15 protein-coding genes are annotated in these 15,621 nt (G+C 70.7%); 8 read left to right on the top strand and 7 right to left on the bottom strand.

Annotated features, from left to right (window positions below; all coding sequences use genetic code 11):
* Nucleotides 1-125 precede the first annotated feature (125 nt).
* Nucleotides 126-524 carry a PIN domain-containing protein gene (locus V2J52_RS12710; protein WP_331228090.1) on the top strand — a complete coding sequence of 133 codons (399 nt, stop codon included), beginning with the start codon at nucleotides 126-128 and terminating at the stop codon, nucleotides 522-524.
* Between the two features lie 101 nt (nucleotides 525-625).
* On the opposite strand, the gene V2J52_RS12705 is transcribed toward V2J52_RS12710, so the two are convergent.
* From V2J52_RS12705 to V2J52_RS12690, 4 genes are all read right to left on the bottom strand, one after another.
* On the bottom strand, nucleotides 626-2,344 hold the full coding sequence (locus tag V2J52_RS12705) for an eCIS core domain-containing protein (protein ID WP_331228089.1): 1,719 nt from the start codon (nucleotides 2,342-2,344) through the stop codon (nucleotides 626-628).
* A gap of 195 nt (nucleotides 2,345-2,539) precedes the next feature.
* Complete coding sequence (locus V2J52_RS12700; protein ID WP_331228088.1) at nucleotides 2,540-3,184, bottom strand: RES family NAD+ phosphorylase; 645 nt, start codon at nucleotides 3,182-3,184, stop codon at nucleotides 2,540-2,542.
* Complete coding sequence (locus V2J52_RS12695) at nucleotides 3,181-3,834, bottom strand: hypothetical protein (protein ID WP_331228087.1); 654 nt, start codon at nucleotides 3,832-3,834, stop codon at nucleotides 3,181-3,183. The genes V2J52_RS12700 and V2J52_RS12695 overlap by 4 nt, the downstream gene beginning before the upstream one ends.
* 170 nt (nucleotides 3,835-4,004) lie before the next feature.
* The gene (locus tag V2J52_RS12690) at nucleotides 4,005-4,844 is read right to left on the bottom strand and encodes an HAD family hydrolase (protein WP_331228086.1); all 840 of its coding nucleotides are present in this window, start codon (nucleotides 4,842-4,844) and stop codon (nucleotides 4,005-4,007) included.
* Between the two features lie 160 nt (nucleotides 4,845-5,004).
* Between V2J52_RS12690 and V2J52_RS12685 the strand changes: the two genes are divergently transcribed.
* From V2J52_RS12685 to V2J52_RS12670, 4 genes are all read left to right on the top strand, one after another.
* Nucleotides 5,005-6,225, top strand: a complete 1,221-nt coding sequence (locus V2J52_RS12685) for a pyridoxal phosphate-dependent aminotransferase (protein ID WP_331228085.1) — start codon at nucleotides 5,005-5,007, stop codon at nucleotides 6,223-6,225.
* Between the two features lie 163 nt (nucleotides 6,226-6,388).
* Nucleotides 6,389-7,375 (top strand): methionine ABC transporter ATP-binding protein, encoded by a 987-nt coding sequence (locus V2J52_RS12680; protein ID WP_331228084.1) that lies wholly within the window; start codon nucleotides 6,389-6,391, stop codon nucleotides 7,373-7,375.
* Entirely contained in the window at nucleotides 7,372-8,073 is a 702-nt protein-coding gene (locus V2J52_RS12675) for a methionine ABC transporter permease (RefSeq protein WP_331228083.1), read from the top strand. Before V2J52_RS12680 ends, V2J52_RS12675 begins: the two co-directional genes overlap by 4 nt.
* 12 nt (nucleotides 8,074-8,085) lie before the next feature.
* Nucleotides 8,086-8,889 (top strand): MetQ/NlpA family ABC transporter substrate-binding protein, encoded by an 804-nt coding sequence (locus V2J52_RS12670; protein WP_331228082.1) that lies wholly within the window; start codon nucleotides 8,086-8,088, stop codon nucleotides 8,887-8,889.
* Nucleotides 8,890-9,248: 359 nt separating this feature from the next.
* Here V2J52_RS12670 and V2J52_RS12665 read toward each other — a convergent pair whose 3' ends face one another.
* Genes V2J52_RS12665 through V2J52_RS12655 form a run of 3 tightly spaced genes read right to left on the bottom strand, consistent with a single transcriptional unit; the run spans nucleotide 9,249 to nucleotide 11,706 of the window.
* Nucleotides 9,249-10,061, bottom strand: a complete 813-nt coding sequence (locus V2J52_RS12665) for a carbon-nitrogen hydrolase family protein (protein ID WP_331228081.1) — start codon at nucleotides 10,059-10,061, stop codon at nucleotides 9,249-9,251.
* Nucleotides 10,052-10,735, bottom strand: coding sequence for a hypothetical protein (locus V2J52_RS12660; RefSeq protein WP_331228080.1), 684 nt, complete (start codon nucleotides 10,733-10,735; stop codon nucleotides 10,052-10,054). The genes V2J52_RS12665 and V2J52_RS12660 overlap by 10 nt, the downstream gene beginning before the upstream one ends.
* Complete coding sequence (locus V2J52_RS12655; RefSeq protein WP_331228079.1) at nucleotides 10,732-11,706, bottom strand: sugar-binding transcriptional regulator; 975 nt, start codon at nucleotides 11,704-11,706, stop codon at nucleotides 10,732-10,734. The genes V2J52_RS12660 and V2J52_RS12655 overlap by 4 nt, the downstream gene beginning before the upstream one ends.
* A 161-nt stretch (nucleotides 11,707-11,867) precedes the next feature.
* Between V2J52_RS12655 and V2J52_RS12650 the strand changes: the two genes are divergently transcribed.
* The 3 genes from V2J52_RS12650 to V2J52_RS12640 all read left to right on the top strand — a co-directional run bounded on the left by V2J52_RS12650 (nucleotide 11,868) and on the right by V2J52_RS12640 (nucleotide 15,556).
* Complete coding sequence (locus tag V2J52_RS12650; protein WP_331228078.1) at nucleotides 11,868-12,926, top strand: ABC transporter permease; 1,059 nt, start codon at nucleotides 11,868-11,870, stop codon at nucleotides 12,924-12,926.
* Nucleotides 12,927-12,987: 61 nt separating this feature from the next.
* Nucleotides 12,988-14,001, top strand: a complete 1,014-nt coding sequence (locus V2J52_RS12645) for a substrate-binding domain-containing protein (RefSeq protein WP_331228077.1) — start codon at nucleotides 12,988-12,990, stop codon at nucleotides 13,999-14,001.
* Between the two features lies 1 nt (nucleotide 14,002).
* Complete coding sequence (locus V2J52_RS12640) at nucleotides 14,003-15,556, top strand: sugar ABC transporter ATP-binding protein (protein WP_331228076.1); 1,554 nt, start codon at nucleotides 14,003-14,005, stop codon at nucleotides 15,554-15,556.
* Nucleotides 15,557-15,621: the final 65 nt, after the last annotated feature.

Raw genomic sequence — 15,621 nt, 5'->3', positions numbered from 1 at the left:
CCGCACGGTGCGCGGACGCGGTGGCTCTCGGGTGCTTCCTTCGGTGAGCAGCTCCGGGAGCGAAGCGCAGACGGTGGGCTGCGTGCGGATCTCGACGAGCTGGCGGGCGGGACGTTGGCCGAGCTATGACTTCGGGGCTCCTGGACACGTCCGTCGTCATCGCGCGCGGGGTGGACCGTCCGCTCGGTGCCTTGCCTGACAGGGTTGCGGTGTCGGTGGTGACCATCGGAGAGCTGGAGCTGGGGGTGCTGGCTACCACGGACGACGATGTTCGAGCCCGGCGCGCCGACACGTTGGCGCTGGCACGGGAGGCGGACCCGCTCCCGATCACGGAGGCGGTGATGACCGCATGGGCGCGACTGGTCGTCGACTGTCGTGCTGCCGGGATACACCGAACGGTCAGGCTCACCGATGCGCTGATCGCGGCGACCGCGGTCACTCACGGCCTCCCGGTGGTCACGCAGGACGAGGACTTCGAGCGCATCGCCGTGGCCCACCCGGCGCTGCGGGTGCACCTGGTGTGATCGTCTCGCTCCCGGCGGGTGCCCCAGATTGCTAGGTGTGGCTTCCTGGTTCCCACGGAGCCAAGAGGCCACACCCAGCGGCCGACGACGCGAGCGTCGACTTACTCCGACGGTTGCCAGAACGGGGCGACGTAGATGACGGCTGGGGGCGCACCGCCGGACTCGTCCGGGCGCGACTGGTCGTCCTCCGGGCCGTGGCACACCTGGGCGACCGGATCGTAGCTGCCCTGCGCTCCCGCGACAGCAGCCTCCGCGCCGAGCATCCCGGGAAGGATGACGAACGGGCCGTCGGACCGCGTCGTCTCCCGTACCGACAGGTTCGACTCGATGACCGGCCGCACGGCCGGCGGAAACGACGGCAGCAGCGTCCGGATGCCACGTTCCTCGGCGGTGGCCGAGGCATCGCCCTGCAGACCGAAGGCGGCCACCGAAATCCACAACGCCGCGTCCGCGCCGTACGGGAAGATCAGCCCCCTGATGTTGGGCATGATCTGGCCTGCAGCCGTGAACTGACCCGAGGCCATCGCGACGGAGCCGGCCGGCGCCCGGTAGACGCCCATGGCGTACTGCCAGCCGGACACCGGGCCCACCGGAACGGCACGGCTGAACTGCCCCGCGGCCCCGGCCGGCACCGCAACCGGCGCCTGCGCGGTGCTCGTGCTCATGGTGGCTCGAGCCGCCCGTTGCCAGGGCGCCTGCTGCAGGGCATCGTCGGTCAACGCCCAAATACCGGTCCGGCCGCGCAGCTGCCCGATCAGCTGACCGGACTCCGACCTCGCCATGATCGCCGCCTGTGCCTCCGGGGTGGTGAAGTGCACGAGGTTGGGGCTCTGCCCCGACGCCGCGCCTCCCGCACCGCCGAAGATCCGGACGGCGCCGCCGACGACCACACCGATCACCGCGCCGGTGCCGGCGTCGATGATGTAGGCACGGGTGCCGGAGAACTCGCCCGCGCCGACGTCCTGCACCCCGCGGAACGCCATCGCGCTCCCGGCACCGCTGACCCCCGCCGCGGCGACCACCCCGTACCCGGCGCGGGCGAGGCCAGAGGCGATCCCGCCCGGGACGGCGAACAGCGCGAGCGCCTCGCCCGCCACCTGGAGCTCGGAGACGCTCGGTTGCAGGTTGCCGCTCGCGACGTCCTCCGGCGACGGCGCGTTCGCGACGTTCGGCCGCAGCAGGACGTAGGCGGCCGCCGCGACCGGGATGAGCCAGAACAGGCCGTGCGGCACGTCCGGGTCGGCGCCGACGCCGTCGTGACCGTGCTGCACCGCGGACTCCGCGGTCGCGGCGTCGGACACCTGCGTCGCTCCCTGTGTCTGGCGAGCGTGCGCGAGCTCGTGCGCGAGCACGGCCGACCGCCCGGGCCCTCCGGACTCGTCGAGACCGGCGCCGAGAGCGACCTCACCGCGGAAGGTGTAGGCGTGCACGCCCATCGCGGCCGCCGCCCGGTGGCTCTGGGCGGAGTCGTGCACCGGCACCGCGTCGCTCTCGTGGATGCCTGGTCGCGCGTCGACGGCGAACAGGTCGGGTGTGCGCGCGAGGCCGGCTGCCGCGGCGGCCGCGCTGGGACCGGTCGCCGTCGGAAGCTGCCCGCCGAGCAGTGCGAGCGCGGCGCGCGTCGGTGGGCCTGGACGGGCTCGAGCAGGCGAGTCGAGCACCGAGGCCACGGCCCGGTTGCCGACCCTTCGCTGGAGTGCGAGCAGGGCATGGGGCGGACTGGCGCCGAACCTCGGCGTGCCGGTCGTGGGCCGGGCGGCCGCGGCAGGACGTTCGGAGCGGGCGCGTCCCGCCGGACGCAGGGCCTCCTTGCCGTCCATGCCCGCCAGTCCACACCTGTTGCGAGCCCCAGGCAACGACTGGGGCGGACCGCTGCCTGTTCGGGCAGCGGCGCGCTCATCGGGTGTCAGTCGATGATGACGCCGAGGTTCGCGGCCACGTTGACGACCGGCTGCTCGTGGAGCGGCACGACCAGATCCACATCGCCACGTGAGCGGGGTGAGCGGCCAATAGCGTCACGCGGTGGGTGTGGTGGCCTTGGAAAAGTGGTTGCGCGCAGGGCGGCGGGTGGCGACCTTCAGACCAGCGGCCCTGATCAGCGCCGTCACATCCATCTTCTCGTCCGCAGGCCAGTCCCCAGGGCCCGCGTCGCCGAACAGCGCGAGGGCGGCTGCAGTGTCACGGGTGGTGAACCTCGCCTGGTAGATGACGCCGTCGAAGCCGTGTGCATGGCACCCACTGGCCCACCTCTGCGTCAGGGCGTAGTCCGGTGAGGTGGCGAGCTCGAGGGGGTGGAAGTTTGCCGAGAGCTCGGCCGCAGTGTCGGCTAACGTCACCCCCTTCTGCAGCCGCAGGCGCGAGACTCTCGCCTCCGAGACTGCGCTGGCGGGGACTTCGCCGTGATCCATGAGTTCAGGGCCGAAGCGTTCCCGCAGCGCCACGAGGGCATCCGTCGCCGCGTAGCAGGTCCCGCCCGGGGCAGGAAGGTCGAAGCGGCCGCCCTCGTCCGGGTCTGCCGAGGCGCTGGAAAAGTACACGGGGCCGTAGTCCTTGTGATGCGAGCGGTAGACCACCTCACCCGTGGCGAGCTCGCGGCTGGGGTAGCCGTGGAGGTCTATGGGAGGAGGGAGGAACGAGGTGGCCCGTCGCCGGGCGGTCACTGTGCCATCCTGTGCGCCCTGCGCCTGGCTGACGCGATGACGACGGCAGGGTCGCCTCCTTCCGCCAGCCACTGCGAGGCACTCTTGCCGTCGAGGTCCGGGGACCTGCCGGTGAACCACAGGGTGCGCGTCCAGTCATCCATCACGGGCGCCAGCGCCTTGACCGCCTCGGCAACTCCGGGGCGCACCGTCCCGTCGGAGGTGAACTGCCACGCGGGGTAGATGGTGTGACTGTCTGCTGTCTTCATGGCCAGCATGTCGCTGCGCTGGAGGCGCTTGTGGAGTGCCTGACGGGAGATGCCGAGCCAGGACACGAGGTCGGCAGTCTCGTAGACCGGCCCGACAGCCTCGGCGGTCGCGCTCTCGTGGGGGAGTGCCGAGGAGATGCGCCCGGCGAGGTCGAGGAGGTCATCGCCGGTGCTTGCGGCCAGCAGCGCATCCGGCAGGACCGGTTCCAGCAGCGCGAGCAAGTGGTCAAGGCGATCGACCACGACGGACCACTCGGAGGGCTGGTCCGTTACCTGCTTCTTGGTCTTCAGGCGCGCCGGGCTCTGCGTCGCCCGCACGCCCTGCTTGCCATAGCGCAAACTGCTTCTCGACGAGACGGCTCTGGAGCTCGTGCTCCTGACTAGTCCCGTGGCTTTGCTCATGCTGCTCGCCGCGGCACGACCGACGGAGCGGCGGCCCGCGCCTGATGCTTCAGTGCCTGCCATGAAAGCCCGGGAAGCGCCCCGGGCCCGAGCAGCGTAGTTCGCCCGCCTTGAAGGGCGACATGTGTCGACGCGCATGAGGGCGCGCAGGATGCCCCGGGGTCAGGCAGCTACCTGAGCGTGGGCCGCGGGGCGAGGAAGGTCTCGAGCACCTGCGCGACGCCGTCCTCCTGAACGGGCGGTGCCACGTGCTGCGCTGCGGCCAGCGCTTCGCTGTGCCCGTTGTGCATGGCGAACCCGTGGCCGGCCCAGTGCAGCATCTCGACGTCGTTGGGCATGTCCCCGAACGCGACGACGTCGGCCTGGTCGACGCCGAGAGCACGTGCGTGCCTGGCGAGCGCCGAGGCCTTGGTGACCCCCGGCGGGCCGAGCTCGAGGAGCGGGCTCGCGACGCTGGAGCGGGTCACGCTGACAATGTGTCCGGCCCGGCTGCGCCCCGTCTCAAGCATCATGTCCGGGTCGGACGCCGGGCTCATCACCATGATCTTGATGATGTCCTCGACCTCGATGAGCTCGGTGGTCGAGCGCACCAGCGTCACCGGTGGCCCCACCGGAACGAGGCCCTCGCGCCGGCCGCTCGTGCGTACCTGCTCGAAGCCGGGACCGACGCGTAGCTCCCCGGGCGTCTCGACGGCGAACACGGCGTCCGGCAGCGCGGCAGCGAACCGGTCCACCGCCTGCGCCACATGCGCCGGCGAGATCGCGCTGATCTCGAGCAGCTCCAGGGTCAGGGCATCGACGACGATCGCGCCGTTGGCAGCGATGACCGGCCCGGTCAGGCCCGTGGCCTGGACGACCGGCGGCAGCCACCGCGGTGGCCGCCCGGTCACCAGCACCACGTCCACCCCACGCTCGGTGTACTGCTGCAGCGCGGCGCGGGTGCGGGCGCTCACGGTGCCCCCGTGCGGCACGATCGTGCCGTCGATGTCGGTTGCCACCAGACGGGGCATGACGTCAGGCCAAGCCTCCACCAAGCTCCTCAGTTCGACAAGACGGTTGCTCTTCCGTCTCGACGGTACCTTCAACGGGCTGCGGGGCCGATCAGGCGATGCCGTCCCGGCGCCGCCACCCGTCGTCCTGGGCGCCGCCAACGGTGAAAGGATGCCTGGCATGCGTACCGACCGATGGCTCGACGTCGCCCGTGCGACCGGCCTTCTCAATCCCTCGGGCGCCGTGGCCCCGACGATCTTCGCCGAGATGTCCGAGCTGGCGGCCCGCACCGGCGCCGTCAACCTCGGCCAGGGATTCCCCGACGTCGACGGCCCGCCCCACATCAGAGACGCGGCGATCGCCGCGGTGCGCGACGGCTTCAACCAGTACCCGCCGGGTGCCGGGATCCCCGAGCTGCGGGAGGGCGTCGCGGCGCACCAAGCTCGCCAGTACGGCCTCGCCGTCGACCCGGACACCGAGGTGCTCGTCACCGCCGGTGCCACCGAGGCGCTGGCCGCGACGATCCTCGCGCTCGCTGGCCCGGGCGACGAGGTCCTCACCCTCGAGCCGTTCTACGACTCCTACGCGGCAGCGATCGCGATGGCCGGCGCCACCCATCGCACCGTGTCGCTGCACCCCGGGCCCGACGGCTTCCACCTCGACCCCGCCGAGCTGCGGGCGGCGTTCACCGACCGCACCCGGATCGTGCTGGTCAACACCCCGCACAACCCGACCGGCACCGTGCTCAGCACCGAAGAGCTCACGCTCATCGCCGAGCTCGCTGCCGCCCGGGACGCCGTCATCGTCACCGACGAGGTATACGAGCACCTCACCTACGACGGCGTCCGGCACGTGCCGATGGCCACCCTGCCCGCCGCGGCCGGTCGCACGCTGACGATCTCCTCGGCCGGCAAGACGCTGTCCTTCACCGGCTGGAAGGTCGGCTGGATCCACGGCCCGGCCGAGCTCGTCACCGCGGTGCGGACCGTCAAGCAGTTCCTCACCTACGTCGCCTCCGGGCCGTTCCAGTACGCCGTCGCCACCGCGCTCACCGACGCCGACGGCGCCACGGGGGAGTACGTCGCCGGGCTCGCTGCCTCGCTGCAGTCTCGCCGTGACCTGCTGCTCGAGGCGCTCGACGGCGCCGGGTTCGCCACCGTCCGGCCGGCCGGGACGTACTTCGTCGTCGCCGACGCCGCACCGCTGGGGTTCGAGGATGCCGTCGAGCTGTGCCACCAGCTGCCTGAGCTGGCCGGCGTCGTCGCCATCCCGGTCACCGCGTTCTGCGCGCCTGGTTCGGCCACGACGCAGGCGCTGCGCTCCTGGGTCCGCTTCACCTACGTCAAGCAGGAGAGCGTGCTGCACCAGGCGGCCGAGGGGCTCGCGCGCTTCCGTAGCTGAGCCGGGCCGCGTCGCCCAAATCGCGGACCCGTCGAAGGATCAGGTTCAGCATATGAGATGCTGATCTCTACCACTGGACCGGCGATCCAGCCCTCGTAGGCTGGCGCCTGCTGCGAGCCGCGCACGCCGGCGCGACTCGTGCCCATGACACCCGGGAGGCCCGATGATCGATCTTGAGGACGTCTCCAAGACTTTCCGTACCTCGGGCGGCGAGGTCCGTGCTCTCGACCACGTGAGCATGCACGTCGAGCCGGGCGAGATCTTCGGGATCGTCGGGCAGTCCGGGGCGGGCAAGTCGACGCTCATCCGCACCGTCAACGCCCTCGAGACGCCAGACTCCGGGACCATCACCGTCGACGGTCGCACCATGACCCAGCTGAGCGGGCGCGAGCTGCGCGAGGCGCGGCGCCGGGCCGGCATGATCTTCCAGCACTTCAACCTGCTGAGCTCGCGCACCGCGAGGAGCAACGTCGAGCTGGCGCTGGAGATCGCCGGCGCCGACCGCTCCTCCCGGCGTGCGCGTGCCACGGAGATCCTCGAGCTGGTCGGGCTCACCGACCGCGCCGACGCCTACCCCGCGCAGCTCTCGGGCGGGCAGAAGCAGCGCGTCGGCATCGCCCGCGCGCTGGCGGACAACCCCAGCGTGCTGCTCTCCGACGAGGCCACCTCGGCCCTGGACCCGGAGACCACCCGTTCGGTGCTCGACCTCATCCGCCGGCTCAGCCACGAGCTCGGGCTCACCGTGCTGCTCATCACGCACGAGATGGAAGTCATCAAGCGGATCTGCGACTCCGCAGCGCTGATGGAGAACGGCCGGATCATCGAGCACGGCCCGATGGAACAGCTGCTCACCACCCCCGGCTCCCGGCTCGCCGCCGAGCTGTTCCAGCTCGGGCAGCTACCGCCGGAGCGCGGCACCCGGATCATCGACATCACCTTCACCAAGATGACGTCCTCCGAGCCGGTCATCGCCCGCCTCGCCCGCGACCAGGGCCTCGACGTCACCATCCTCGGCGCCGCCATCGAGACGATCCACGAGGGCACCCAGACCGGTCGCACCCGCCTCGAGATCCCCGGCACCGCCGAGCAGGTCGAGGCAGCCATCACCTACCTGCGCGGGCAGGGTCTCTTCGTGGAGGTCGTCCGATGATCGATCGCAACGACCCGAACTTCTGGTCCGACCTCACCAGCGTCGTCACCACGGCGACCTGGCAGACCCTCTACATGGTGTTCGTGTCGCTGGCGATCACCGTCGTCGTTGGGATCGCCGTCGGGCTGCTGCTCGTCACCACCGAGGAGGGCGGCCTGTACGCCCGGCCGTTCGGCTCCCGGGCGCTGGGCAAGGTGCTCAACTGGGTTCTCGACGTCGTCGTCAACATCGGACGCTCGATCCCGTTCATCATCCTCATGATCCTGCTCATCCCGTTCACCCGGTTGATCGTGGGGTCGTTCATCGGCGCCACCGCCTCGATCGTGCCGCTGACCATCGCCGGCATTCCGTTCTTCGCCCGACTCGTGGAGATCGCGGTGCGCGAGGTGCCCCGCGGGCTCATCGACGCGGCCGTCTCCCTCGGTGCCACCAAGCGCACCATCCTGTTCAAGGTGCTGCTCGCCGAGGCCGTCCCGGCACTCACCCTCGGGCTGTCCACCACCGTCGTCGGGCTCATCGGCTACTCCGCCATGGTCGGCGCGGTCGGCGGCGGCGGCCTCGGTGACGTCGCTTTCCGGTACGGGTACCAGCGCTACAGCCTCGAGTACATGCTCGTCGTCGTCGTGGTCCTCGTCGTCATCGTCCAGATCCTCCAAAGCGTCGGGAACTACGTTGCCCGTCGTGCCTCCCACCGCTGAGAAAGAGAACTAATGCGCTTCTCCCGCACCCTTCCCATCGCCGTCGTCGCCGCGCTCGCGCTGAGCGCCTGCGGCGGAGGCGACGACTCGTCCTCCGACGCCGACTCCGACACCATCCGGGTCGCCGCACTCGCCGTGCCCGCGGGCGACATGCTCCGCTTCGTCGCCGAGGAGCTCGCTCCGGCCGAGGGCCTGACGGTCGAGTTCGTTGAGTTCAGCGACTACAACACGCCCAACCCGGCAGTGGTCGACGGTGACGCGGACGCCAACCTGTTCCAGAACACCACCTTCATGGAGACCTTCAACGAGGCCATGGGTGAGGACCTGGTCTCGGTCGGCGAGATCTACCTGCCGCGCATGGGCCTGTACTCCAACGACTTCGGCTCGTTGGAGGAGCTGCCCGACGGCGCGTCGGTCGCCATCCCCAACGACCCGACGAACGAGGGCCGGGCGCTCAAGCTGCTCGCTGCCCACGGCCTGATCGAGGTCACCGACGAGCCGATCACGATCAACGACATCACCGCCAACCCGCGGAACATCGACTTCGTCGAGATCGAGAACGCCACTTTGCCGCAGGCCGTCGAGGACCAGGACGCCGCCATCGTCACCGCCGCGTTCGCGCTGCCGGCCGGGCTGAGCGAGGACAAGATGATCCTCGCCGAGGAGAGCGACTCCGAGTACTACAACGTCCTTACCACGACGCCGGAGCTGGCCGACGACCCGCGCATCGCCACCCTCTACGAGCTGCTCACCTCCGACGAGATGGCCCAGTTCATCGCCGACGAGTACCAGGGCGTCATCATCCCCGCGGAGTGACCCCAGCCTGAGAACGACCACGGCGGCGCGCGGCTCCCAGAGCCCCGCGCCGCCGTTCTGTCTTTTCCGCCGGCCCGCAAACGCGCTGACAGCAGGATTGTCTGCAGGTAGAGCCCGGACCCCACGCGCCCGCGCCACCCCTACCCCTGCCCCTGCGCCGACAGCAGGATTGTCCGCAGCGTCCCGGGAAACTCTCCGCGCTGGACGGCGCGTGCGGTGGACAATCCCGCTGTCGGTGAGGGGGGAAGGGCGCCGTGCGGTGGGCAATCCCGCTGTCGGTGAGGGGGAGGGCGCCGGGCGGTGGACAATCCCGCTGTCGGCGCGTGTGGGTGGGGGTGAGAGGGCGGGGCGGGGACGACCTAGCGGGCGGGGGAGGGGGCGCCGGGCGCGACGCGGTAGCGCCGCAGGCTCAGCGCCGGGTTGGTCTCGCGGACCTGGTCGAGGCGGGCGCGCTCGAGCGGCGCGACGCCGACGCCGGGCACCTCGCCGAGTGCCGCCAGCGCGGTGCCCATCGGGTCGAGGATGACGCTGTGGCCGACGCCGCTGCGGCCGGTCTGGTCCGCGGCGACCACGTAGACGGTGTTCTCGATCGCGCGGGCGCGCAGCAGCGTGCCCCAGTGGTACTCCTTCAGTGGTCCGGGCATCCACGCCGCGGGGATCGCGAGGACGTCCGCGCCGGCGTCGACCAGGGCACGCGAGCTCTCCGGGAACCGGACGTCGTAGCAGGTCTGCAGGCCGACCTTGAAGCCGTCGACGTCGAGTAGCACCGGCTCCTGCGGGTCCGCGGCGATCACCCGGTCCGACTCCCGGTAGCCGAACGCGTCGTAGAGGTGGACCTTGCGGTAGACCGCGCGCAGCTCGCCACCCTGAAGGCCGACCAGCGCGTTGTGGATGCGGGCGCCGTCGGCCGACTCGTTGATACCGGCGACGATCGTGACGTCCAACGAGGCGGAGAGCGCCGCGAGCCGCGACACCGCGGGGCCGTCGAGCGGCTCGGCGCTGTCGACGAAGCTGGTGCCCATCGACGATGCGGTGAACACCGCGAACTCCGGCAGCACCACCAGCCGCGCACCGCGCTCCGCCGCCGTCGTCACCTGCTCCTCGATGGTGCGTAGGTTGGCGGACTTGTCCTCACCCGGCGCGAACTGCGCCACGGCGACGGTCAGGGACATGAGTGTGCTCCTCGCAGCGGTGGTGGCTCGTCGATATGGGGCAAGTCTAGGTCCGCGATCCACGCCGCTGGGTCGTGCGACGTGCACAGGTCGGTGCCGCTGATGACCCATGTGGCGCCATTGGCGACGCAGGCCCTGGCGCGCTCCTCATTGACCGAGCCGTCGACGCCGAGGAGCTCGCGACCGCGCAGTGCGCGCAGCCGGGCGAGCGTCCCGGACCGGAAGGTGGAACCCGCCTGGCCGGGTTCCACCGCCATCACCAGGATGCCGACGTCGTCCGGGTAGCTCTCCAGTGCTGGGAGCGGGGTGTCAGGCGAGACGGCAAGCACGGCGGTACGTCCTGCACCCCGGATCAGCTCGACCGCCACTTCATGGCCGGTCGCCTCGATGTGCACGATGATCGTGTCGCACACCGCAGCCCACTCCGGGACTGCCGCGACGGGGTCTGCCACCATGAGGTGAGCCTCCCCGGGCAGCCCGGTCAGCGCGTTGAGCCGGGCGGCGCGCTGCGGCGTGAACCCACCCGCGGCGCCCAACGTCCCGTCGGAGTGGTCCCAGTGCCACCGCCGCAGACCCGCCGCGGCAAGCTGGGTCGCGCGCGCCTCCTGCTCGGCCACGGGCACCGACCACAGTGACGCGGCGATGCGGGTGGGGCCGTGTTCGGTCCTGCTCATCGTGCGTCGTCCTGCACCGCGCTCACCAGCGTGAGGGCCGCCTCGGCGAGGTTGCGGTCCGTCACCACCTCGGTGCACAGCCGGCCACGGGCGATGGCGACGACTGCCCTGGCCTTCTCCCGGCCGGCGGCGATGGCGACCACCCGCGGGGTGCGGCGCAGCTGCTCGGTCGAGATCGCGATGCAGCGCTGCTCGAACTCGGCGTCGATGAGCTCGCCGTCGTCGTCGACGAGGCTGGCGACCACCTCCGCCACCGCGCCGGCCTCCCGGAGCCGCTCCTGGTCCACGCGGTCGAGGGACTCCCACAGCTGAGAGGTCGACGGCTCGACGGAGCCGACGGCGACGACGGCCGTGGTGACCGTGTCGAACATCCGGATGGCCCGGCCGACGTCGGACTGGCGTCGCAGTGCGTCCGCCGTCCGCGGATCGTCGACGACCAGCGGCGCGAAGATCGGCGTCGCGGAGCCGCCGGCGTTGAGTGCCACCCGGCGCACGATCTCGACCGGCGACATCTCCAGGTCGGAGCCGACCGTCCCGGTGAGCTGGACGACGTCCACCTCGGGCAGCGGCGGCATCGCGGCGCTCATCGCGGTGAGGGTGCGGCCCCAGGCCATGCCGACGACCTCACCGGCGGTCAGCGTCCGACCGAGATGCTCCGCGGCGGCGGCACCGACGAGTCGACGAGCCTCGTCGGTGTCCTCCGGCGTCTCGACGACGATGGCGCGCCGCAGGTTGAGCGCGCGAGCGAGCCTGTCGGCGAGCTCGGGGACGGGTATCGCCCGGTCGTCGACCCGGATCGTCACCACGCCCTGATCACGTGCCGCGACCAGCAGGCGGGCGACCTTGAAGCGGGAGATCCCGAGGTTGTCGGCGATCTGGGACTTGCTGAGGTCCTCGAGGTAGTACTGCCGGGCGGCCGCGACCATGGTCGCGCGGTCCACTTCGGGCCCTACCTGAATCTCGCTGCTCATGTGAGCAGACTAGCCCGCACTCGACCTGGCTGGTTGCCCGATGAGCCTCGGTGATCTCGAGGGTTGCTATCGATGCCTGTTCGTCGTACTGTTCCGAAACGAGCGGTGAGTCCGCTCACATGAGCAGACGAGGCAGCGTCACGCTGCGAGGAGGCAGTGACATGATCCGTCGACGACGAGTCCCGGAGGAACTGGGGATCACCATCGTGATCATCCTGGTGGCAGGTGCTATCGGGCTGATCTCCCCCCGCTTCCTCTCGCTCGGGAACCTCGAGCTCCTGCTGCTCAACGGGACCGTGATCGCCTTCCTGGCGCTCGGTCAGGCGTTCGTGCTGCTCACCGGGGGCATTGACCTGTCGACCGGATCGGTCATCGCCCTGACCGGGATGGTGGCGGCACTGGCCATGCGTTCCGGGATGCCGTGGTGGGCGGCCGCCGTGACCGCGATCGCCGTCGGTGCGCTCGTGGGCGTGATCAACGGTGCGCTCGTGCACTTCCTCAAGTTGCCACCATTCATCGTCACCTTCGCGGCGTTCGGGTATGCGGCGTCGATCCCACTCATCCTCACCGGCGCCAACTCGGTCAACGTCGCCGACCCGACGTTCGCGATCATCGGCCGAGGCGCACTGTTCGGGATCCCGATGCCGGTGGTGCTCGTGGCGGTGGCCGCCATCATCTTCGTCGTCATGCTGCGGCTCACCCCGACCGGTGTCCACATCTACGCCGTCGGCGGCAACCGCGAGACGGCGCGCCTCGCCGGCATCCCGATCGGACGGGTGACGATCCTTGCGTATGTGCTCAGTGGGATGTGCGCGGCGATGGGCGGCCTCATCACCACGAGCCGGTTGATGGTCGGCTACCCCTCGGCCGGCTCCGGGAACGAGCTGTTCTACTCGATCGCCGCGGCCGTTGTCGGCGGGGTCAGCCTCTTCGGCGGGATCGGCTCGGTCCAGGGCGCTCTGCTCGGAGCGGTGCTCATCGCGACCGTCTCCAACGGCATGAACGTCGTCGGCGTGCAGAGCTACTGGCAGCCCCTCGTCATCGGCGTGATCATCCTCGCCGGCGTCACGCTCGACACCTACCGGCGCCAGATGTCGCTGTCCGAGCTGCTGCGACGGCAGTCGAGATCGGCACCGCCCGCCCTAGGGGAGCCGGCGGTCGCCGCCGTCGTGCCGGGATCCCCTGACCGGACGTCGGACTCCGACGAGCCCCGGACCTAGAGACCAACTTCCCACGTCGCCCACACCCGTGGTCGGCATCGAACGATCAGGAGAATCAGCAATGTTGCTCAGAAACTGGCGTCCCAAGGTCGGAGCCGCCGCAGTCATCGGAATCCTCGCGCTGGGAGCGTGCTCGGGAGCGGTCGACACCGGCACCGGCTCGGGCGACAACGCAACGGACGAGGCAGGGGACATCGCTCGCCCGGAGGCGTGTGACGCCGAGAACCCCTACATCGCCGTCGCGCTGCCCAACCTCACCAACCCCTACTACGTCGCCATGCAGGAAGGCTTCGAGCAGGCCGGGGAGGAGCACGGCTTCGACGTCGAGGTGCAGATCGCCAACGACGACGACGCTAACCAGCTCGCCCAGGTCGAGGCCATGCTCGGCAAGCAGCCGTGCGCGCTCGCGCTCAACGCGGTGAAGTCCGAGCCCGCTGCCGCGATCGTCAATGCGGCCAACCAGGCCGGCGTCCCCGTGTTCACCGTCAACGTGGCCGTCGACGAAGCGTCGCTGGAGGCCCAGAGCGCGAGCATCGTGCAGTACCTCGGCGCTGACAACGTCGCCGGCGGACGGCAGACCGCGGAGCAGGTGCTCGCCGACTTCGGTGACGACGCGGAGCTGGTCATCGGGTTCGTCACCGAGCCCGACGAGGTTCCGACGCGGCTGCGCGACGAGGGCTTCGAGGAGGCCATCGCCGCCAACCCGAACGCCGAGGTCGTGGCCCGCGTCGACGGCAACGTCAAGCCCGACGACTCGATGCAGGCAGCGTCCGAGATGCTCTCGGGCAACCCCGACATCAACGTCATCTTCGCCTCCACCGGCCCCGGCACCTACGGCGCCCTGCAGGCGCTGCCGGCCAGCTCCGACGTCAAGGTCTACGGGTTCTGCGCATCGGAGGAGACGCTGACCGAGCAGTATGCGGGTTGCGTCGCCCAGGAGCCCAGCGTCTACGGCCAGGACGTCATCGGCCAGATCGCCGCATGGCTCGACGGCGAGACGCCGGAGGCCGAGATCCTCAAGGACCTCAAGCTCTTCACCACCGGTGACACGCCGGCCGCGGGCGAGGTGGGCTGACATGACATCGGGACGGACGGCGACGGCGCAGCACGAGGGGCTGCGCGTCGAGAACATCGTCAAGAGGTACTCGGGCGTCCCGGTACTGCACGGCGTCTCAGTCGCCGTCCGTCCCGGAGAAGTGCTCGGACTGGTCGGCCACAACGGGGCCGGCAAGTCCACCCTGCTGCGCGTGCTCAGCGGGGCCACGGCCCCGGACGCCGGCACCATCGCCGTCGACGGCGAGCTGCGGAGCTTCGGCTCACCCGCAGACGCCATCGACGCGGGGATCGCCACGGTCTACCAGGAGCTGTCGTTGCTCGATAACCTCACGGTGGCCCAGAACGCATTCCTCGGGGACGAGGCCACCTCGGGCGGGCTGCTGCGGCGAGCTGACATGCGGGACCAGGCACGCCAGCTGGTCGCCGACTTCGGCCTCTCGGTCGACGTCGACGCCAAGCTCGGCAGCTACCCGGTCGCCACCCGGCAGCTCCTCGAGATCGCGGTGGCGATCCACCGTGACGCGCAGTACCTGCTGCTCGACGAGCCCACGACCAGCCTCGAGGGCAAGCAGATCGACCACCTGCTCGAGGTGGTCAAGGGACTGGCGACCGAGCGCGGGATGGGGGTGCTCATGGTCAACCACAAGATGGACGAGCTCTACACGGTCGCTGACCGGATCGCGGCACTCGTGGACGGCGAGCTCCGGATCGACGCCCGCGTCGACGAGGTGAGCCGGGAGGACGTTATCGCGGCCATCGTCGGCGAGGAGACGGCGGCGCCCGCACCTGCCGTGGTGACCGCGCCGCCCGAGCGGCGAGCCGGCACCGGCGCCCGACAGCCGGCCGGCGGGATCCATCTCGAGGTGAAGGACGTCCGCAGCAACGTGCTCAACGGCTTCAACCTCACCGCCGAGCCGGGACGCGTCGTCGGCATCTACGGCCTGGTCGGATCGGGCCGCACCGAGTTCCTCCGCTCGCTCGTCGGCCTCGAGCGGCTCACCCGCGGCAGCATCCTGCTCGACGGCAAGCCGTTCCGCCCCAAGGGGCCGGGCCACGCGCAGGGCGCGGGAGTGGTCTACCTGACCGAGGAGCGCAAGCAGGACGGCATCGTCGCGAACCTCGACAGCCTCATGAACGTCGCGCTACCCGTCCTCAAGCGGCACCGTCGCCTCGGCCTGCTGAGCATGCGCTCGCTGCGCGGCGAGGCCGCCGACTTCACCACGCGCCTGCGCGTTCGTGGCGACGTCTCGAACCCGGTCTCCAGCCTCTCGGGCGGCAACCAGCAGAAGGTGCTGCTGGCCCGGGCGCTGGCGCAGCGCCCGCGGCTCCTGCTCCTCGACGAGCCGACGAAGGGCGTCGACATCGGCGTCAAGGCCGAGATCCACCGCATCATCCGAGCACTGGCGCACGAGGACGGCATGACCGTCGTCCTGGTCTCCAGCGAGGAGGAGGAAGTGGCCGACGTCGCCGACGACATCGTCGTGGCCGCTCACGGGCGCTGCTCGGGCACCCCGCTCGAGGAGGACGAGCGCGGCGCCAAGGAGCTTCGCCTGGCCGCCTGGAGTGCCGCATAGCGCCTGGAGTGCCGCAGAGGCACGGCGCAGGACCGTATCTCACCCCATGACAAGCACGGAGGAAA

Source organism: Georgenia sunbinii, assembly GCF_036421875.1.
Classification (GTDB): domain Bacteria; phylum Actinomycetota; class Actinomycetes; order Actinomycetales; family Actinomycetaceae; genus Georgenia_B; species Georgenia_B sunbinii.
Note: the sequence above shows the minus strand (reverse complement) of the source record. Positions and strands in the feature narration are given on the sequence as shown.